The following is an 18,344-nucleotide window of genomic DNA, read 5'->3' as shown; positions in this document are numbered from 1 at the left end:
GATGAAACCTCACGCCACGGCTATCAACCAACGCCTGTTGCGCGGCCAGACACCGTCGTATGAACGCTTGCAGGCGCGTCTGGCCGAAGACGGCAGCGAGCTCGGCGCCGACCCCATCGCCGTGCATTGCGGTTGGGGCCGGCTGCTGATCGGTCACACCTTTCCTGACCCGGCGACGCTGGCGCAGGAACTGCTCAACGAGCAGCCCGGCGAGCGCGATATCGCCCTGTACGTTGCCGCACCGCAACAGATTCTCGGGCTGGAACCGACGCAACTGTTTCTCGATCCGTCCGATACTCTGCGCCTGTGGTTCAGCGATTACCGCCAGGCCACCCGGGTATTTCGCGGCTTCCGCATTCGCCGGGCACAAAGCGAAGCCGACTGGCAAGCAATCAATCTGCTGTATCAGGCACGCGGCATGCTGCCGATCGATGCCACGCGCCTGACTCCGCATCATCAGGGCGGCCCGGTGTACTGGCTCGCCGAAGATGAAGACAGCGGCGCGGTAATCGGCAGTGTCATGGGCCTCAATCACCAGAAAGCCTTCAACGATCCGGAACATGGCAGCAGCCTGTGGTGCCTGGCGGTGGATCCGCAATGTTCGCGGCCCGGCGTCGGCGAAGTGCTGGTGCGGCACTTGATCGAACACTTCATGAGTCGCGGCCTGAGTTATCTGGATCTGTCGGTACTGCATGACAACCGCCAGGCGAAGAACCTGTACGCCAAACTCGGTTTTCGCAACCTCTCGACCTTCGCCATCAAGCGCAAGAACGGCATCAATCAGACGCTGTTCCTCGGGCCCGGGCCGGAAGCCAATTTCAACCCTTATGCGCGGATCATCGTCGAGGAAGCGCATCGGCGCGGCATCGACGTGCAGGTGGACGACGCCGAAGCCGGGCTGTTCACCCTCAGCCATGGCGGGCGTCGGGTGCGTTGCCGCGAATCGTTGAGCGACTTGACCAGCGCGATCAGCATGAGTCTGTGCCAGGACAAAAGCCTGACCCACAAAGTGCTGAAAGCCGCCGGCCTGAAGCTGCCTTCACAGCAACTGGCGGGCAACGCCGACGACAATCTGGCGTTTCTCGATGAGCATCAGCGGGTGGTGGTCAAGCCGCTCGACGGTGAACAGGGCCAGGGCGTGGCGGTGGATTTGCAGAGCATCGAAGAGGTGCAGCAGGCCATCGAAGCCGCCAAGCGTTTTGACAGCCGCGTACTGCTCGAAAGCTTCCACGAAGGCCTCGACCTGCGGATTCTGGTGATCGGTTTTGAAGTGGTGGCGGCAGCGATTCGTCGTCCCGCCGAGGTGGTCGGTGACGGCCATCATTCGATCGGTGCGCTGATCGAGGCGCAGAGTCGACGCCGGCAAGCCGCGACTGGGGGCGAGAGCAAGATCCCGCTGGATCACGAAACCCAACGCACTCTGCATGCGGCCGGTTATGACTACAGCACTGTCTTGCCGGCACGCGAACACCTGTTTGTGCGCCGCACCGCCAATCTGCACACCGGCGGCACGCTGGAAGACGTCACGGCGATTCTGCACCCGACTCTGGTCGATGCCGCCGTTCGTGCAGCGCGGGCGCTGGATATTCCAATGGTCGGCCTCGACTTGATGGTGCCGGCAGCGGATCAAGCGGAGTACGTGTTTATCGAAGCCAACGAACGCGCTGGCCTGGCCAATCACGAGCCGCAGCCGACGGCGGAGCGGTTTGTCGATTTGTTGTTTCCGCACAGTCAGCCGGCTGTTTCTTGATCATTTAGAGCCTGAACCGGCCCCATCGCTGGCAAGCCAGCTCCCACACGTTTACCGGTGTACCCCATCACTGTGGGAGCTGGCTTGCCAGCGATGAGGCCCTGACAGGCAACACAAATTCCCTCATCGAAACCATCGATGCGCGTCAACTCATCAGGAGTTTCCATGACCACTCAAATCCCCGAACCGGATCTGAACTACCTGCAAAAAGTCCTGCTGGAAATGCTCGCCATCCCCAGCCCCACCGGCTTCACCGACACCATCGTGCGCTACGTCGCCGAGCGTCTGGAAGAACTCGGTATCCCTTTCGAAATGACCCGTCGCGGCACCATTCGCGCCACGCTCAAGGGCAAGAAAAACAGCCCCGACCGCGCCGTTTCCGCGCACCTCGACACCATTGGTGCCGCCGTGCGCGCGGTGAAAGACAACGGTCGCCTGACGCTGGCCCCGGTCGGCTGCTGGTCGAGCCGGTTTGCCGAAGGCAGCCGCGTCAGCCTGTTCACCGACAACGGTGTGATTCGCGGCAGCGTGTTGCCATTGATGGCCTCCGGGCACGCGTTCAACACCGCCGTGGACGAAATGCCGATCAGTTGGGATCACGTCGAACTGCGTCTGGATGCCTACTGCGCAACCAAGGCCGATTGCGACTCACTGGGCATCAGTGTCGGCGACGTGGTGGCGTTCGACCCGCTGCCGGAGTTCACCGACAGCGGCCACATCAGTGCCCGTCACCTCGACGACAAGGCGGGTGTCGCCGCGCTGCTTGCCGCGCTCAAAGCCATCGTCGACAGCGGTCAGGAATTGATGATCGACTGTCATCCGCTGTTCACCATCACCGAAGAAACCGGCAGCGGCGCGGCAGCAGCCTTGCCGTGGGATGTCAGCGAATTCGTCGGCATCGACATTGCACCGGTCGCGCCGGGCCAGCATTCCAGTGAGCACGCGGTGAGCGTAGCGATGCAGGATTCCGGCGGGCCATACGACTATCACCTGTCGCGGCATTTGCTGCGGCTGGCCAGTGAAAACGAACTGCCGGTAAGGCGCGACCTGTTCCGCTATTACTTCAGCGACGCGCATTCGGCAGTCACCGCCGGGCACGACATCCGCACCGCCCTGCTCGCCTTCGGTTGTGATGCGACCCATGGTTACGAGCGCACGCACATCGACAGTCTGGCGGCGCTCAGTCGTTTGCTTGGAGCGTACATTCTGAGTCCGCCGGTATTTGCCAGCGATGCCGCGCCGGCCAATGCTTCGCTGGATCGCTTCAGTCACCAGATCGAGCACGACACGCAGATGGAGAGCGATACGCGAGTGCCTTCGGTGGACAGTCTGGTGGGGCAGCGCTCCGACAGCTGATCCGGGCTTCCGTGGTGGCTGGACTGGCCCCATCGCTGGCAAGCCAGCTCCCACAGTTTTTGGGGTGGCTCAGTTGTTTGTGTACACCATCAAACTCTGTGGGAGCTGGCTTGCCAGCGATAGGGCCGATACTGCCCACACAAAACTGGCAGCCAGCCACCAATCGCCGTAGCATCCCGCCATTGATTGAACCGAGGTGCCCATGCTGATTCCCTACGACGCTCTAGAAGTCGACACCCTCACCCGCCTGATCGAGGACTTTGTCACCCGCGATGGCACCGACAACGGTGATGACACGCCGCTGGAAACCCGCGTGCTGCGCGTACGCCAGGCGTTGACCAAAGGCCAGGCGCTGATCGTCTTCGACCCGGAAAGCGAACAATGCCAACTGATGCTCAAACACGACGTGCCCAAGCACCTGTTCGACTAGCGGACCTTCTCGGTGGCCTGTTTGCGCTGAATCCGCTCGTAGACCTCCGAACGGTGCACATTGATCTTCTGCGGCGCTTCGACACCAAAGCGCACACTGGAGCCGTTGACGGACAACACCCGCAGGGAAATGTCGTCACCGATGGAAATCAACTCGCCCACAACACGGCTGAGTACAAGCATGGAGTTCGTCCTTCAAGGGTTAGCCAGCCCTGAAGATGCGCGGTGCGCGCCCGCTCTACAATGCGTGGCGAGCAATTCAGTCTTGCCCTACACTCGCAAGCGCTGCGCCCGTCAGACGTTTCCTGCAAATCGCTAAACAGTCTCGCCTCACGCGGCGCTAAACCGCGGCCCGAACAGGATCACACTGGCGCCGATCACGCACAGCGCCACGCCGATCCAGTCCGAACCCAAGGGACGTACCCGTTCAACCACTGCCAGCCAGCCAATCGACGCGACAATATAGATCCCGCCATAGGCGGCATAGGCGCGACCGGCGTAAGCCGCTTCGACACGGGTCAGCAACAGGGCGAACAGCGTCAGGCTGAGCAGCGCCGGGATCACCCACAAGGCACTTTTGCCCTGGCGCAACCACATGAAAAAGGCGAAACAACCGGCGATTTCAAACAGCGCCGCGAGGAAGAACCACAGGTAATTGAGCATTGATGCCTCTCGACAGGGTGACCATTGCGGCCACCCTAACGACGCGACACCCATGGGGCAAGTTCAGCCGTTGGTTTGTTTGGCCTTGGCGCGCATTTTATCGGCCATGGTGGTCATTTCGTTGTAGATCAGTTGCGGGTTCTTCTGCTTGATCGCCCAGGCCATGCGTCCCTGCTCGTGCGGCAGGATCATGAACTCGCCGGCGGCCACTTGCTGATAAATGTAGTCGGCGATGTCGGCTGCGCTGATCGGCGAACTTTCCAGCAACTTGCCAACCTGAGCTTTCATGGCTGGCGTCGGGCCACGGAACGAGTCGAGCAAGTTGGTCTGGAAGAACGACGGGCAGACCACATGCACCCCGACTTCCTGCTGCGCCAGTTCCACCAGCAAACTTTCAGACAGCGCCACCACACCGGCCTTGGCCACGTTGTAATTGCTCATCGCCGGGCCCTGCATCAATGCCGCCATCGAAGCAATGTTGATGATCTTGCCTTTGCTCTGTTCCAGCAGCGGCAGGAAGGCCTTGCAGCCTTTGACCACGCCCATCAGGTTGATCGCGATCTGCCAGTCCCAGTCCTCCAGCGACAGTTCGCTGAAGAACCCGCCGGACGCCACACCGGCGTTGTTGACGATGATGTCGATGCCGCCGAGCTTCTCTTCGCAGGCCTGGGCAAACGCGGTGAGCTGGCTGTAATCACGCACATCACAGCGCTGGACGAACCCGTCGCCACCGGCCTCGCGCACCCGCTTCAGGGTTTCCTGCAGGCCAGGCTCGCTGACGTCGGACAAGGCCAGCTGCCAGCCCTCACGCGCCCAGCGCAGTGCAAGTTCGCGACCTAAACCTGAGCCCGCACCCGTGATCATCATGCGATTTTGCATAGCAGACAGCCTTGTTGTTCTGTAGGAGATGCGCCGAGTGTAGCGAAGGAACACTGGCCACCCACGCTCCATCAGAATGCTGAATACAGGATCAAAAGATCGCAGCCTTCGGCAGCGCCTACATCAGTTCCCTGTAGGAGCTGCGGAAGGCTGCGATCTCTTGATCTCGCGCTTCAAAGGAAATAAACGAGTCATCCAAATACATTAAAAAAACATTGAATTTTCTTTCATACGCACCGGTCGGAATTTGTAAGCCGTCTGGAATTAGTTAGCCTCCAGTCGCCCTTGAATACCAAGACTTCTCGAACGCTATAAACAAGGAAATCGACATGGGCACAATTCTTATCATTATCCTGATCCTGTTGCTGATCGGTGGTCTGCCGGTCTTCCCGCACTCCAGAAGTTGGGGTTATGGCCCTTCGGGCATTATTGGCGTGGTGTTGGTGGTGCTGTTGGTCTTGCTGTTACTTGGCAGGATATAAAACCCCAAGACAAAAAAAAGAGGCCCTCAGGGGCCTCTTTTTTATGCAGCGATTTTATCAGTCCGGCTTGCCGTTGATCACACCGGCCGTGTTGTCCATCAGGCTCTTGGTCGCCGTTTGCAGGAACGCTTCAAGCTTGAGTTTCAATTCGGCGGTACGCGGTGCGTCCGGAATGATCTCGGCAGAAGGGTTCGCGCCCAGTTGGTACTGGTAGATCTTCGGTGCCATTTCCTTCTCTTTCGGCAAGACCAGGATCTGGTCAGCGGTGACGATGGCAGTGGTCTGCTCGCTGCCCGACGGCTTGATCACACCGAAACCGGTGTCGCCGGCCGGCAGGTTGAGCAGGTCACGGCCCCAGCACTGGTGACGCACTTCGCCACCCAGACGCCCCATGATGGTCGGCACGATGTCGATCTGGGTGCCCACGGTGTGGTCACGGGTACCGAACTTCTCCTGAATGCCCGGCGCAATCATCAGCATCGGCACGTTGAAGCGGCCCAGGTCCATTTCGGTGATCTGACGCTCGTTGCCGAAACCGTGGTCGCCGACGATAACGAACAGGGTTTCCTTGAAGTACGGCTCTTTGCGCGCCTTCTCGAAGAACTGACCCAGGGCCCAGTCGGCGTAACGCATGGCCGTGAGGTGTTCGTTGAGCGTGCCGCGATCCGTCACGCGCTCCACCGGCAAAGGCGTTGGCAAGGCGTACGGCGTGTGGTTGGACAGGGTTTGCAGCAGCGCATAGAACGGCTTGCCGTTTTCCCGCGCCTTCAGTTCCACCAGACCACGGTCGAACATGTCCTGGTCGGACACGCCCCAGGTCGGATCGGAGAACACCGGGTTGACGAAGTCGTTACGGCCAACGAAGTTGGTCATGCCCTGGTTGCTGAAGAAGCCCGACTGGTTGTCCCAAGCGAAGTCGCCGTTGTAGACATACACGTCGTCATACTTGCGCGCACTGAGCAGCTGCGGCAGGCCGGAGAGTTTGTGGCTGCCTTCCGGGGTCTGCATCAGGTATTCGAAACCCGGCAGATTCGGGAAGCACGCCATGGTCGCAAACATGCCCTGGTGGGTATGGGTGCCGTTGGAGAAGAAACGGTCGAACAGCAGGCCTTCCTTCGACAGTTTGTCGAGGTAAGGCGTGATGTTGCCCGGCGCGCCCAGAGCGCCCACCGAGTGACCGGCCATGCTTTCCATCAGGATCACGACCACATTCTTGATCGGCAGGGTCTTGTCGGCCGGTGGCGTGTAGTCACGACGCACCGCCGCAATGTCGGCATCGACCAGTTTGTCGTCCGGCATCACCAGCATCTCGCGCACCACTTTCTGCGCCTGTTCCTGCGGCAGGGTGGCTTTCCAGATGTTGTTGCGATCTTCACCCATGCGGTCCTTGGCGGCGGCGATCAGCGACAGCGTGCCGTTGAGGCCAAGCTGGTTGGCGAAGTTCGATTCGGTGGTGTACACGTCACCCCAGCGCAGCGGCGGGCCCTGACGCAGGGTGCCACGGGCCGCCACGACGCAGATCAGCAGACACACCACAAACACCGCCAGACGGGTGTACCACGGCGCCACTTGACGGGTGCCGACGTTGCCGCCGCTGAACGGGCCGCGCGGACGGGTTGCACGATCGGCGCCCTTGAAGGCCAGGGTCAGGATCACGGTGCCGATCACCCACGCCAGCAGGTAGCGCACCACCGGGAAACCGTACCAGAGCATGCTCATCACGGTTTTCGGGTCTTCCTTCACGTACTGGAACACCAGGCCATTGAGGCGCTGGTGGAACTCACGGTAGAAGTCCATCTCCATCAGGCCGAGGAACAGCGCGATGCTGGACGCCACGGTCAGCCACAGACGGAAGAAGCCACGCGCAGCCATCGCCCGCGCACTGAACAGTGCCAGCAGCAACGGGACGCAGACATAGACCACCAGGCGCAGGTCGAAACGCAGGCCGTTGGCGAAAGCTTCGAGGAAGGTCGAAGCCGGGGTATCGAGGATCATCTCGCGGTTGTAGACCAGCAGCGCGAGGCGCAGCACGGAAAACATCACCATCATGACCAGGGCACACAACAGGGTGTAGGCCAGATGCGATTTGACGGTCGGTTGCAGCAGGCGAGTTGAAGATCGCTGCTGATTCAGGGCGTCCGGGTTTGCCATGTCGTTTTAGGACCCATTGGAAGTTGAAGTTGCAAAATACAGCGGCGCCATGCCCTCTATTGGCCATTCCAGGCCCCGGGGCGTGCGCGGTGCGCAAATGTTGCACGATCACCGGCAGCATTGCCATTGATTAGTGCCCCGCTGCCCGACTCTTTCATAAAGGCAATCGTTCGCAGACAGCACGCATTGCGCGGGCGAATTGTCAGGAACGCTTTGTGAAAATTTCGTGCAGCGCATATCTGGAAACACAATATAACGACAAAACAAAACGCCCCGAAGCGGTCGGGGCGTTTTTGCGCAAAGCGCGCGGATTACTTCTCGGCGCGCTCTTTCAGGGCTTTAAGGGTGTTGAACGGCGCATCAACCACAAACTTGTTGGCAACCATGGCCGGTACGCTTCCGCCTGGCTCAGTGTGCACTTGATAGGTCACTTCGACCTGATCACCTTTCGGCACGAACTTCCAGAAGCCTTTGACCTGAGTGACGCGCACAAAACCTTTCTCTTCAGGAACGTACTTTGGCAAACCCTCGAGGTTGCGGGTCAGGCTGCCATCGGCACCTTCCACGGTGGTGATGTGCAGCACCGAATCACGCGAAGTGACTGGCCACGGCGTGTTGAACTGCGTATAGGTCCAACTCTGATCGCCCTCGTGCTTGAGCAGCTTCTGGGCCTTGCACTCGTAGATCCACGCACAGGCTCCGGACACGTCTTCCTGCAAGGCACGCAGTTTGGCCACGGTGGTCTTCATCAGAGTCACGCCCTGATAGGACTTGTAATCCGAGCCCGGTACTTCAGCCAGCGAGACCTTGATCCCGTCCTGTTCCTTGGCAACCTTCCAGTCCTCGGCCTGAGCCACCGAAGTAGCCAGCACAGCGGTCAAACCACACAACACAGCGATACGATGCAGCGAACCCATAGTCTTATTCCTTATTGTTGAAGTTCCGTTCGTTTGACACATCACGCCGCCGTCATCTGCTCCCACCAGCCGATCAGTTTGATCGCTTCCTCGGAGCTGCTGCCGCAGACTTCGACATCGGCGGCAAATCCTGAACAAACCGCCGGACGCTCCGGCTGGCCGAAAATGCTGCACAGGTTTTCGACCGAGAGTTGCACGCAACGTTCGCCGGCAGGTTTGCCGTTGGGCATGCCTGGAATGGCAGAACTGATGGAGGGGGCAATACAGCAAGCGCCACAGCCTTCACGGCATTTCATGACGAGCAAGTCCTCGCGACGGGCAATGTGTTAATGAGACACGGACAGAGTAACCGCTAAAACGGTTGTTTCAAATTCCCTGCACCGGGGTTTTTACCGATAACTGAATGTGACTGACCAGTCTCCGACAAAGCGTCTGGTTCGCGGGTCACGGATCGATTGAATTTATTGCTTGAACTCGAAATCCAGTGCTGCGCCTTCGATATCACGGCGCTCATCGTTGCGCAGCTGCAACTGCATTTCGTTGCTGAGCAGGCGACCATTGAGCTGGAAGCCGCTGTTTTTCTCGCCGAACATCTGCGGCAGGATCGCCTCGTGTTTGGGCAGCGATACAGTACCGGCGGGTTTTAGCTGCTGGACCATGTCCTTGGGCAGGCTCAGATCCAGCTTGGCCGGCGGCAATCTGGTTTTCACCACCTCACTGGCCGGTTTCGACTTGGACGCGACCGGGGGCCGTTTCTTCACCGCGGCGGCTTTCTTCTGTGGGGCTTTTTTAGCCGCAGCTTTGTTATCCGCAACGGCTTTTTTGCTCGCCGCCGGTTTGTTTGCCGGCGCGGACGTTGCGGGCTTTTCCTGAACGGCAGCTGCCATGACACCGGGCGCATGGCCCATCATCAACACACCAAGCAATATCCAGGCAGCAGGCAAAATCGCTTTCATGAACCCTACAACACTAACGGCAGAGGGCCATATGCTCGCCTGTTGAGCGTCACAAGACAAGCACGACGCGCCCCCCCGTTCAGAAACCGCCAGCCGTTTCCTGACACAGTTGAGTCGCCAGCAGACCGAGGGTCATCAGCGCCCTTTCCGCCTCGCGATTCCACGGTGTGCCGCAGTTCAGGCGGATGCAGTGATTGAACTGCTCGGTATTACTGAAGATCAGCCCCGGTGCAATGCTGATGCCCTGCTGCAATGCGCGGACATGCAATTCCTGGGTATTGACCCTGCCCGGCAGACTCACCCAGAGGATGAAACCGCCCGTGGGCCGGGTCATCTGTGTACCTTCGGGAAAGTACTGCTGCACCGCCAACTGGAACGCGCTGAGATTTTTCCGGTATTCCTGGCGGATGTACCGTAAATGCCGGTCATAACCGCCATTTTCCAGATAAGCGGCAATCGCCATCTGCGTCACGCTGCACGCCGAATGCGTGGTGAAGGTCTGCAGACGCTGGATTTCCTGCTGATATTTGCCGGCAATCATCCAGCCGACGCGCACGCCCGGCGACAATGTTTTGGAAAAGCTCGAGCAGTAAATCACCCGATCCAGTCGATCGTAAGCCTTGAGGGCTTTGGTGCGGCCCTGTTCGAACATCAACTCACCATAGATATCGTCTTCGACGATCTGGATATCGAAGTCCGAGGCCAGACGCAGCAGTTGTTTCTGCCGTTCTTCCGGCATGGTGCCGCCCAGCGGATTGCTCAGGCGCGTGGTCAGAACCAAAGCCTTGATCGACCATTGGTTGGCCGCCAGTTGCAAGGCTTCGAGGCTCATGCCGGTGGCCGGATCGCTGGGGATCTCGATCACTTTCAGGCCCAACAGATCGGCCAGTTGCAGCAAACCGTAATAGGTCGGCGATTCGGCAGCGATCAGATCTCCCGGACGGGTCAGTACCCGCAGCGACATCTGCAGCGCATCGACACAGCCGTGGGTAATGACCACTTCCGACGGATCGACCACCACCCCGGCGTCGCGCATGCGGATTGCCACCTGCCGGCGCAACGGTTCGAAACCCGGGCTGAACATGTAGCTGAAGGCGCGTGGGCTGTGGAATCGGGTGACCTTGGCCAGTTGCTGATGCAGTGCGCGAACCGGGAGGTAATCGACACTCGGCACCGCAGCGCCCAACGGGAAGACCCCCTCGCGGCGAGACTCGACCAACACTTGCTGAATGATACTGGCGCGGGTGACCAGGCCTGGGCGCTCGACCCGGGCGATGTCCGGGGTCGGCGCCGTCAGTGCCGGGGTCTGGTGCACGTAGTAACCGGATTGCGGCCGTGCGCGGATCAGGCCCTGATCTTCGAGATTGGCATAAGCCTGCAACACCGTCGCATGGCTGACATTGAGCTGCGAACTCATCTTGCGCACCGACGGCACGCGTTCTCCGGGTTGATAGACACCGCGCCGGATGTCTTCCGCCAATTGTTGAGCAATACGTTGGTAGAGCAAGAGGTTGGTCATGACGCAGCACTCGATTTCACGGGCATTTTATTCTTGTGTGAAACAATACCGGAACAGTTTAGAAGTGTACTGGGACAGTTGCCACCATAGTCGACCGTACAGTGCAGTGTCAGCCAAAACTGTACGGATTTGCGTGCTATTCGACAGTCGTAAAAAAGCCCGGCGCTGCATGACAGGCCGGGCTTTCCAGAGACGCAGCCCTCAACGGGCGGCGCCGAGCTGGCCTTTTTCGTCGGAGAAGACAATTTCCACCCGACGGTTCTGTGCCCGACCGCGCTCGGAAGCGTTGGCGTCTACCGGGTATTCGTCACCGTAACCTTCGACCTGAATCCGCTTGTCCTCAATCCCCAGGTCCATCAACACATCAGCTACTGCTTGCGCGCGATCACGCGACAGCTTGAGGTTTTCCTGTTTGCCACCGGTGCTGTCGGTGTAACCCTCGATACGCACCACACGTTTCGGGTTGAGTTGCAGGAACTGCACAATCTTCAACACCACGCGATTGGCCGAGTTCTTCAGCTCCGCCTCGCCAGTGTCGAACAGTACATCGCCGAGGGTCATCACCAGGCCGCGATCGGTCTGCGTAGTGGCCAACGCCACGATCTGTTCCTCAAGCCATTTACCCTGCTGCTGCACGCTCAGCAGTTTGGACTCGCGCAGGGCCAGCTGCAGACGCTGACGCTCCAGTTCAAGCTTCGCCGCGCGCTCTTCGTTGAGCACCAGATGGGTGTGTTCGCGAGCGATTTCGCTGTAGCGCTGACTCAAGTAGGCGTAATGCACCACGTCCGCGCCACTGCCCCAATAGGTGGACAGGCGATCGGCGCGGGCCAGCGACTCACCGGCGCGGATCACATCCTTCGGCGCGATACGCAGCACATTGGAATCTTCCTTGACCTTCTGAAAGTCACTGCCAGCCTGTTGCAATGCGGCTTCGCCGTGTTGACCGGCGCAGCCATAGAGGCTTGCGCATCCGGCCAGAATCATCCCGCCGAGGATTTTGGACTTGAGGCTCATTGGGCATCTCCCAGTTGCTTGCGCAGACGGATGATGCGGGTGTTGAGCACGTTGAGTTGCTCTTCGCTTTTTTGCGTCAGCACTTTGGCTTCGGCCAGACGCGCATCCAGCTCGGCCTGTTCGGCGCGCATGCGGGCGTTCTTGAAAGACTCGTCGGTCATGTTGCCCTTGGCCCGGTTGAACTTGTCTTCGGCCAGTTTCATTTCCGGCATTTCATCGGCGGTCGCACCGACAGCCTTGGCCTGGGTGATGGCCTGCTCGGTCAGGCGCATTTGCTCATGGGGTGCCGGATCGTTGGCGCAGCCGGCCAGGGCCAGAACGGCCATGGCCGCGAAAAGAGGTCGAATACTCACTAAGAATCCCTACTGTTTTGGGGCACTGACAGGTGGCTGCGGTTGTTGCTGCTGGGCCTTCCAGCGCTCGATATTGCGTTGCAGCGCGGCCTCGGTCAGTCCGGACGCGGGCAATTCTGTCATCTTTTTAGCGAGCTGTCCGCGCAACCACGGATCGTTGCAGGCCGAGTTATGCGAAACCGCGAGGAACAATCCCGGTCGGTCGATCGGCTGTTCGAACGCCAGCAGATCATTGGCCATGCCTAATGCCTGCGCGGCAGCCATGCCCGAATAGCGCCCAGCGAGTACATATTCCACTTCGCCCAGCAGAAGTTTCTGAAAGGCCTGAGTGATGTTTGCCGTCCGGGTCAGGGTCAGATTCTGCTCGGCGAAGGTGCCAAAAGCCTGGGTCATTCGAGACTTTTCCGACAACCCGCCAGCGTGCCCGTGCAGATCCCTGGCCTCGCTGTAGACCAGCGTCGAGCCTTTGCGCGTCCACACCAGGTAGTCGTTTTCGAGCAACGGTGGATAGACGTAGTCGAGGTTCTCCAGCTCATTGAACATCAGCGGCGTGTCCGCCAGCATGTCCATGCGCCCGCTGCGCACTTCGTCGAGGGCCTGCGCGCGTTTGCCGGCGTAGAGCAGCTCGACCTTGATCCCCAGATCCTTGGCCACTTGCTGCAACAGGTCGGCACTGGCGCCGATCAGATGTTTGGGGTTCTGTGGGTCCTGCCACAGATACGGCGGCGCATCCGGGCTGCCGGTGACGACCAAGCGCTCGCATTTGCCGGCAGCCGCAGCCATCCCCGGCAACAGGATCAATCCCAATAACAACCTGCGGCGCAGATCCATGGCAAACGCTCCCACTCAAATTCGAGACAAAAAAAAGCCCGACCAGAAGGCCGGGCTCTTTATAAGTGAAGCCGCCGGATTAGACCAGCTTCTCCAGCTCAGGGACTGCTTCGAACAGATCCGCCACCAGACCGTAGTCGGCCACCTGGAAGATCGGCGCTTCTTCGTCCTTGTTGATCGCAACGATCACTTTGGAGTCTTTCATGCCGGCCAGGTGCTGGATCGCGCCGGAGATACCGACGGCGATGTACAGCTGTGGCGCAACGATCTTGCCGGTCTGACCGACCTGCATGTCGTTCGGTACGAAACCTGCGTCGACCGCGGCGCGCGAAGCACCGACGGCGGCGCCCAGCTTGTCGGCCAGGGCGTAAAGGTGTTTGAAGTTGTCGCCGTTCTGCATGCCGCGACCGCCGGAAACGACGATCTTGGCAGCGGTCAGCTCAGGACGATCCGACTTGGCCAGTTCTTCGCTGACGAAGCTGGAAGTGCCGGCGTCGTGCGCAGCAGCAACGGCCTCAACAGCCGCCGAACCACCTTCAGCAGCAACCGGGTCGAAACCGGTGGCACGCACGGTGATCACTTTGATCGCGGCGGTCGATTGCACGGTAGCGATGGCGTTACCGGCGTAGATCGGACGCTTGAAGGTGTCGGCGCTTTCTACCGAGATGATCTCGGAGATCTGGTCAACGTCCAGTGCAGCGGCAACGCGCGGCAGGATGTTTTTGCCGTTGGACGTGGCGGCAGCCAGGATGTGGCTGTAGCCCTTGCCCAGCTCTGCAACCAGCGGAGCTACGTTTTCCGGCAACTGATGCGCGTAAGCAGCGTTGTCAGCGTTCAGGACTTTGCTCACGCCAGCGATTTTCGCCGCGGCTTCAGCCACGGCGCCAGCACCCTGACCTGCAACCAGTACGTGAATGTCGCCGCCGATTTTGGCAGCAGCAGCCACGGTGTTCAGCGTGGCCGGGGCCAGCACTTTGTTGTCGTGTTCAGCGATTACCAAGATAGTCATTTTTAGATTACCTTCGCTTCGTTTTTCAGTTTCTCGACCAGTTCAGCCACCGACTTGACCTTGATACCCGCGCTGCGTGCAGCCGGCGCTTCGACTTTCAGGGTCTTGTTGGTGGAGGCGGTGGAAACGCCCAAAGCGTCCGGAGTCAGCACTTCGAGAGGCTTCTTCTTGGCTTTCATGATGTTTGGCAGGGACGCGTAACGCGGCTCGTTCAAACGCAGGTCGGTGGTGACGATGGCCGGCAGTTTCAGGGAAACGGTCTGCGCGCCGCCGTCGATTTCACGGGTCACGGCAACGCTGTCGCCGGAGACTTCGACTTTCGAAGCGAAAGTGCCCTGACCGTAGCCGCTCAGTGCAGCGAGCATCTGGCCGGTCTGGTTGTTGTCGCTGTCGATCGCCTGTTTGCCCAGGATCACCAGCTGAGGCTGTTCCTTGTCTACCACAGCCTTGAGCAGCTTGGCCACGGCCAACGAAGTCAGGTCTTCAGCGGATTCGACGAGGATGGCACGGTCGGCACCCAGAGCCAGTGCGGTACGCAGCTGTTCCTGAGCGGTGGACGGGCCGATGGAGACGACGACGATTTCAGTCGCAACACCTTTCTCTTTCAGGCGTACGGCTTCTTCCACTGCGATTTCGCAGAACGGGTTCATCGACATCTTGACGTTGGCGAGGTCTACGCCGGAATTGTCCGCCTTGACGCGAACCTTGACGTTGTAATCCACAACGCGTTTGACAGCTACAAGAACCTTCATGGATTCCTCGTTACTCTCCGGTGAAAAGAAAGTCGCCTAGGCGAACCTGGCGGTTGATGCTCATCGGGCACAAGGGCACCTCTAAAAACGCCGGCTGGGGGCGATGACCGTTCGTCAGTGGTGACCAACGGGTCATTGAATCGCACGGTGTGTAAACTGCGCGCCGGACTTGCGCTGCGCATCACCTTGAACTGCCTGTGCCCTGTCTTTAGAGGTGCTCTTGAAACCGCCAGTCTGCCTACGGCGAGCGCAAAACCGCCCGTATCTTGACCGGAACGCCTATTCCGGTCAATACGGCAAAATGGCCGTTCATAAGCCGCGCTTCTTTGATTTCTCTGGGCTGGAGCCGATTCAAACAAACGTTTGTATTGGACGCTCCGAGTGGTGTAGATATAATGCGCCGCCTAGAGAGAAAGGTGGTTTGCCCATTATTACCCTTGACGTTAACGTAAAGGCAATAACGGATGCGACACCGAACCTCCAAATTAGAAAAAAAACTGTTGAGCCTTGAGTAGGAGATAGCCTGTGGAACGCGAATACATGGAATTCGACGTGGTCATCGTCGGTGCCGGCCCCGCTGGCCTGTCCGCCGCCTGCCGTCTGAAGCAGAAGGCCGCCGAAGCCGGTAAGGAAATCAGCGTCTGCGTGGTCGAAAAAGGCTCCGAAGTCGGCGCACACATCCTGTCCGGTGCCGTGTTCGAACCACGCGCTCTGAACGAACTGTTCCCGGACTGGAAAGAACTCGGCGCCCCGCTGAACACCCCGGTCACCCGCGATGACATTTTCGTGCTGAAAAACGCCGACAGCGCGCAGAAAATCCCTGACTTCTTTGTGCCCAAGACCATGCACAACGAAGGCAACTACATTATTTCCCTGGGCAACCTGTGCCGCTGGCTGGCCCAGCAGGCCGAGAACCTGGGCGTGGAAATCTACCCGGGCTTCGCCGCTCAGGAAGCGCTGATCGACGAAAACGGCATCGTGCGCGGGATCATCACCGGTGATCTGGGCGTCGACCGTGAAGGCAACCCGAAAGAAGGCCTGTACACCCCGGGTATGGAACTGCGTGGCAAGTACACGCTGTTCGCCGAGGGCTGCCGTGGCCACATCGGCAAGCAACTGATCAAGCGCTACAACCTCGACAGCGATGCCGACGCCCAGCACTACGGCATCGGCCTGAAAGAAATCTGGGAAATCGACCCGGCCAAACACCAGCCAGGCCTGGTGGTGCACACCGCCGGTTGGCCGCTGGACATCATGGGCACCGAAAACACCGGCGGCTCGTTCCTCTATCACCTGGAAAACAACCAGGTCGTGGTCGGTCTGATCGTTGACCTGTCGTACAGCAACACTTACCTGTCGCCGTTCGACGAGTTCCAGCGCCTCAAGCATCACCCGGTGCTGGCGCAGTACCTGGAAGGCGGCAAGCGCGTCAGCTACGGCGCCCGCGCCATCTGCAAAGGTGGCCTGAACTCGCTGCCGAAAATGGTCTTCAAGGGCGGCGCGCTGATCGGCTGCGACCTCGGCACCCTGAACTTCGCCAAGATCAAAGGCAGTCACACCGCAATGAAGTCGGGCATGCTCGCCGCTGAATCGGTGGCCGACGCCCTGTTCGCCGAGAAGGATGGCACTGAAGAGCTGACCACTTACGTCGACGCGTTCAAGAAGAGCTGGCTCTACGACGAACTGTTCGCCAGCCGCAACTTCGGCCCGGCGATCCACAAGTTCGGCGCGATTGTCGGCGGTGGCTTCAACTGGCTGGATCAGAACATCTTCGGCGGCAAACTGCCGTTCACCCTGCACGACACCAAACCGGACTACGCCTGCCTGAAGCTCGCGGCCGACTGCAAGAAGATCGACTATCCGAAGCCGGACGGCAAACTCAGCTTCGACAAACTGAGCTCGGTGTTCATCTCCGGTACCAACCACGAAGAAGAGCAACCGTGCCACCTGAAGCTGACCGACCCGAGCATTCCGCTGAGCCGCAACCTGCCGATGTACGACGAACCGGCACAGCGCTACTGCCCGGCCGGTGTATATGAAGTGATCACCAAGGAAGACGGTGAAAAGCGCTTCCAGATCAACGCCCAGAACTGCGTGCACTGCAAGACCTGTGACATCAAGGACCCTTCGCAGAACATCACCTGGGTCACGCCGGAAGGCGCTGGCGGCCCGACTTACCCGAACATGTAAGTCGCATCGCTGAACAACGAGGCTCCCGAAATGGGGGCCTTTTTGTTGCCCAAAATTTAATGCATCACATCATCCCCTGTGGGAGCTGGTTTGCCAGCGATGGGGCCGTGTCAGTCGACATCTTGGCAGCCTGGATCACCGCCATCGCTGGCAAGTCAGCTCCCACAGGGTTACGCAAACTCTCAGGCAACGCGCTCATCACCAGGGCTACGCTCGAAGTAGCGCTTGTACTCACGACTGAACTGCGACGTACTCTGATACCCCACCCGATGCGCCACCTGCGCCACGCCCAGCCCTTCGGCGACCAGCAAGGTCTGCGCCTTGAGCAGGCGCAGGCGCTTGAGATACTGCACCGGCGACAACAGCGTGCTGCGCTTGAAGTGCTCGTGAAAGGACGACACGCTCATGTTCGCGCAACTGGCCAACGTCTCGACATTCAGCGGCTCGGTGTAATGCGCATGCAGATGGCTGATTGACGCCGCGACCCGGGCGAACTGCCCCTGCTGTTCGACCAGTGCGCGCAACACATCGGCCTGCGGCCCGCGCAACGCAGTGAACAACAATTCGCGGACCCGCGCCGGTCCGAGAATCTGCCGTTCCAGCGGATCGTGCAGGCAACGCAGCAAGCGTTCGACACAGCCGCGCATATCATCGTCGAGCACCACCGAGGTCATCGACTCCGGTGTCTGCGCCGGAATGTGCCGCCCCGGCGCCAGCCCCATGGCCAGCACCAGTTCGCCGAGCAACACCCGGTCGATGGCCACCGACACACCCAGCAACGGCGCATCCGGCAAGGCAAAGGTTTCACACTCGAACGGCACCGGCAGCGCCTGAATCAGGTAGTGCCCGGCGCCATATTCCATGGTGCGCGGGCCGAGGAACGCCAGTTTGCTGCCTTGGGCGATGATCATCAGGCTCGGCTCATAAATGTGCGGGCCACGCGCGACGTCGCAACTGGCGCGCAACACCTGCACACCGGGTAACCCGGTCTGGCTGTAACCGTCGCAAAGCGCCAGCGGCTCGATCAGCGAAACCAGCGTGGCATTGGCATCAAGGTGGCGAGTCAACTGCATCGGAGGGGTCTTCAAAAAAG

19 protein-coding genes are annotated in these 18,344 nt (G+C 59.8%); 5 read left to right on the top strand and 14 right to left on the bottom strand.

Going from position 1 to position 18,344, the window contains the following annotated elements; translation table 11 throughout:
* The first annotated feature begins 1 nt into the window (after window position 1).
* The 3 genes from ngg to ACTJKS_RS01395 all read left to right on the top strand — a co-directional run bounded on the left by ngg (window position 2) and on the right by ACTJKS_RS01395 (window position 3,536).
* Window positions 2-1,750 (top strand): N-acetylglutaminylglutamine synthetase, encoded by a 1,749-nt coding sequence (ngg, locus tag ACTJKS_RS01405; RefSeq protein WP_108183457.1) that lies wholly within the window; start codon window positions 2-4, stop codon window positions 1,748-1,750.
* 165 nt (window positions 1,751-1,915) lie between these two features.
* Window positions 1,916-3,106, top strand: coding sequence for an osmoprotectant NAGGN system M42 family peptidase (locus ACTJKS_RS01400; protein ID WP_041069309.1), 1,191 nt, complete (start codon window positions 1,916-1,918; stop codon window positions 3,104-3,106).
* 202 nt (window positions 3,107-3,308) lie between these two features.
* The gene (locus ACTJKS_RS01395) at window positions 3,309-3,536 is read left to right on the top strand and encodes a YheU family protein (RefSeq protein WP_003192759.1); all 228 of its coding nucleotides are present in this window, start codon (window positions 3,309-3,311) and stop codon (window positions 3,534-3,536) included.
* Here the strand turns inward: ACTJKS_RS01395 and csrA are convergent.
* From csrA to ACTJKS_RS01380, 3 genes are all read right to left on the bottom strand, one after another.
* Window positions 3,533-3,718 (bottom strand): carbon storage regulator CsrA, encoded by a 186-nt coding sequence (gene csrA, locus ACTJKS_RS01390; RefSeq protein ID WP_041069300.1) that lies wholly within the window; start codon window positions 3,716-3,718, stop codon window positions 3,533-3,535. The genes ACTJKS_RS01395 and csrA overlap by 4 nt on opposite strands.
* A gap of 147 nt (window positions 3,719-3,865) precedes the next feature.
* Entirely contained in the window at window positions 3,866-4,198 is a 333-nt protein-coding gene (locus tag ACTJKS_RS01385) for a YnfA family protein (RefSeq protein ID WP_003226957.1), read from the bottom strand.
* Between the two features lie 63 nt (window positions 4,199-4,261).
* A complete protein-coding gene (locus ACTJKS_RS01380; RefSeq protein WP_108183460.1) occupies window positions 4,262-5,077 on the bottom strand; it encodes an SDR family oxidoreductase in 816 nt (271 codons plus the stop codon).
* Window positions 5,078-5,400: 323 nt separating this feature from the next.
* On the opposite strand from ACTJKS_RS01380, the gene ACTJKS_RS01375 reads away from it, so the two are divergent.
* A complete protein-coding gene (locus tag ACTJKS_RS01375) occupies window positions 5,401-5,559 on the top strand; it encodes a DUF3309 family protein (RefSeq protein ID WP_169432680.1) in 159 nt (52 codons plus the stop codon).
* A 57-nt stretch (window positions 5,560-5,616) separates the two neighbouring features.
* On the opposite strand, the gene ACTJKS_RS01370 is transcribed toward ACTJKS_RS01375, so the two are convergent.
* The 10 genes from ACTJKS_RS01370 to ACTJKS_RS01325 all read right to left on the bottom strand — a co-directional run bounded on the left by ACTJKS_RS01370 (window position 5,617) and on the right by ACTJKS_RS01325 (window position 15,061).
* On the bottom strand, window positions 5,617-7,710 hold the full coding sequence (locus tag ACTJKS_RS01370) for an LTA synthase family protein (RefSeq protein ID WP_041069289.1): 2,094 nt from the start codon (window positions 7,708-7,710) through the stop codon (window positions 5,617-5,619).
* Between the two features lie 311 nt (window positions 7,711-8,021).
* Window positions 8,022-8,627 carry an START domain-containing protein gene (locus ACTJKS_RS01365; protein ID WP_041069286.1) on the bottom strand — a complete coding sequence of 202 codons (606 nt, stop codon included), beginning with the start codon at window positions 8,625-8,627 and terminating at the stop codon, window positions 8,022-8,024.
* 41 nt (window positions 8,628-8,668) lie between these two features.
* The gene (locus ACTJKS_RS01360; RefSeq protein ID WP_041069283.1) at window positions 8,669-8,923 is read right to left on the bottom strand and encodes a YkgJ family cysteine cluster protein; all 255 of its coding nucleotides are present in this window, start codon (window positions 8,921-8,923) and stop codon (window positions 8,669-8,671) included.
* Between the two features lie 165 nt (window positions 8,924-9,088).
* Entirely contained in the window at window positions 9,089-9,583 is a 495-nt protein-coding gene (locus ACTJKS_RS01355) for a hypothetical protein (protein ID WP_041069280.1), read from the bottom strand.
* Window positions 9,584-9,662: 79 nt separating this feature from the next.
* Window positions 9,663-11,102: an aminotransferase-like domain-containing protein gene (locus ACTJKS_RS01350; protein WP_003226969.1), complete on the bottom strand. Its 1,440-nt coding sequence runs from the start codon at window positions 11,100-11,102 to the stop codon at window positions 9,663-9,665.
* Between the two features lie 201 nt (window positions 11,103-11,303).
* Entirely contained in the window at window positions 11,304-12,116 is an 813-nt protein-coding gene (locus tag ACTJKS_RS01345) for an OmpA family protein (RefSeq protein ID WP_262949137.1), read from the bottom strand.
* Window positions 12,113-12,469, bottom strand: a complete 357-nt coding sequence (locus ACTJKS_RS01340; RefSeq protein ID WP_047295606.1) for a DUF4398 domain-containing protein — start codon at window positions 12,467-12,469, stop codon at window positions 12,113-12,115. Before ACTJKS_RS01340 ends, ACTJKS_RS01345 begins: the two co-directional genes overlap by 4 nt.
* A 9-nt stretch (window positions 12,470-12,478) precedes the next feature.
* Window positions 12,479-13,300, bottom strand: a complete 822-nt coding sequence (locus ACTJKS_RS01335) for a substrate-binding periplasmic protein (RefSeq protein ID WP_198758383.1) — start codon at window positions 13,298-13,300, stop codon at window positions 12,479-12,481.
* A 79-nt stretch (window positions 13,301-13,379) separates the two neighbouring features.
* Window positions 13,380-14,309, bottom strand: a complete 930-nt coding sequence (locus ACTJKS_RS01330) for an electron transfer flavoprotein subunit alpha/FixB family protein (RefSeq protein WP_007961977.1) — start codon at window positions 14,307-14,309, stop codon at window positions 13,380-13,382.
* 2 nt (window positions 14,310-14,311) lie between these two features.
* The gene (locus ACTJKS_RS01325) at window positions 14,312-15,061 is read right to left on the bottom strand and encodes an electron transfer flavoprotein subunit beta/FixA family protein (RefSeq protein WP_003226982.1); all 750 of its coding nucleotides are present in this window, start codon (window positions 15,059-15,061) and stop codon (window positions 14,312-14,314) included.
* A gap of 525 nt (window positions 15,062-15,586) precedes the next feature.
* Here ACTJKS_RS01325 and ACTJKS_RS01320 point away from each other — a divergent pair.
* Window positions 15,587-17,251 carry an electron transfer flavoprotein-ubiquinone oxidoreductase gene (locus ACTJKS_RS01320; RefSeq protein ID WP_108183462.1) on the top strand — a complete coding sequence of 555 codons (1,665 nt, stop codon included), beginning with the start codon at window positions 15,587-15,589 and terminating at the stop codon, window positions 17,249-17,251.
* Between the two features lie 182 nt (window positions 17,252-17,433).
* Here ACTJKS_RS01320 and ACTJKS_RS01315 read toward each other — a convergent pair whose 3' ends face one another.
* Window positions 17,434-18,324: an AraC family transcriptional regulator gene (locus tag ACTJKS_RS01315; RefSeq protein WP_007961974.1), complete on the bottom strand. Its 891-nt coding sequence runs from the start codon at window positions 18,322-18,324 to the stop codon at window positions 17,434-17,436.
* Between the last annotated feature and the right edge of the window lie 20 nt (window positions 18,325-18,344).

This window comes from Pseudomonas sp. 22189, assembly GCF_052045635.1.
GTDB classification, from domain to species: Bacteria; Pseudomonadota; Gammaproteobacteria; order Pseudomonadales; family Pseudomonadaceae; genus Aquipseudomonas; species Aquipseudomonas parakoreensis.
Note: the sequence above shows the minus strand (reverse complement) of the source record. Positions and strands in the feature narration are given on the sequence as shown.

What these genes read in the sequence shown, in the direction of transcription:
- ngg (WP_108183457.1), top strand. Translation starts at nt 2, where the DNA reads ATGAAACCTCACGCCACGGCTATCAACCAACGCCTGTTGCGCGGCCAG.
- ACTJKS_RS01400 (WP_041069309.1), top strand. Translation starts at nt 1,916, where the DNA reads ATGACCACTCAAATCCCCGAACCGGATCTGAACTACCTGCAAAAAGTC.
- ACTJKS_RS01395 (WP_003192759.1), top strand. Translation starts at nt 3,309, where the DNA reads ATGCTGATTCCCTACGACGCTCTAGAAGTCGACACCCTCACCCGCCTG.
- csrA (WP_041069300.1), bottom strand. Translation starts at nt 3,718, where the DNA reads ATGCTTGTACTCAGCCGTGTTGTGGGCGAGTTGATTTCCATCGGTGAC.
- ACTJKS_RS01385 (WP_003226957.1), bottom strand. Translation starts at nt 4,198, where the DNA reads ATGCTCAATTACCTGTGGTTCTTCCTCGCGGCGCTGTTTGAAATCGCC.
- ACTJKS_RS01380 (WP_108183460.1), bottom strand. Translation starts at nt 5,077, where the DNA reads ATGCAAAATCGCATGATGATCACGGGTGCGGGCTCAGGTTTAGGTCGC.
- ACTJKS_RS01370 (WP_041069289.1), bottom strand. Translation starts at nt 7,710, where the DNA reads ATGGCAAACCCGGACGCCCTGAATCAGCAGCGATCTTCAACTCGCCTG.
- ACTJKS_RS01365 (WP_041069286.1), bottom strand. Translation starts at nt 8,627, where the DNA reads ATGGGTTCGCTGCATCGTATCGCTGTGTTGTGTGGTTTGACCGCTGTG.
- ACTJKS_RS01360 (WP_041069283.1), bottom strand. Translation starts at nt 8,923, where the DNA reads ATGAAATGCCGTGAAGGCTGTGGCGCTTGCTGTATTGCCCCCTCCATC.
- ACTJKS_RS01355 (WP_041069280.1), bottom strand. Translation starts at nt 9,583, where the DNA reads ATGAAAGCGATTTTGCCTGCTGCCTGGATATTGCTTGGTGTGTTGATG.
- ACTJKS_RS01350 (WP_003226969.1), bottom strand. Translation starts at nt 11,102, where the DNA reads ATGACCAACCTCTTGCTCTACCAACGTATTGCTCAACAATTGGCGGAA.
- ACTJKS_RS01345 (WP_262949137.1), bottom strand. Translation starts at nt 12,116, where the DNA reads ATGAGCCTCAAGTCCAAAATCCTCGGCGGGATGATTCTGGCCGGATGC.
- ACTJKS_RS01335 (WP_198758383.1), bottom strand. Translation starts at nt 13,300, where the DNA reads ATGGATCTGCGCCGCAGGTTGTTATTGGGATTGATCCTGTTGCCGGGG.
- ACTJKS_RS01330 (WP_007961977.1), bottom strand. Translation starts at nt 14,309, where the DNA reads ATGACTATCTTGGTAATCGCTGAACACGACAACAAAGTGCTGGCCCCG.
- ACTJKS_RS01325 (WP_003226982.1), bottom strand. Translation starts at nt 15,061, where the DNA reads ATGAAGGTTCTTGTAGCTGTCAAACGCGTTGTGGATTACAACGTCAAG.
- ACTJKS_RS01315 (WP_007961974.1), bottom strand. Translation starts at nt 18,324, where the DNA reads ATGCAGTTGACTCGCCACCTTGATGCCAATGCCACGCTGGTTTCGCTG.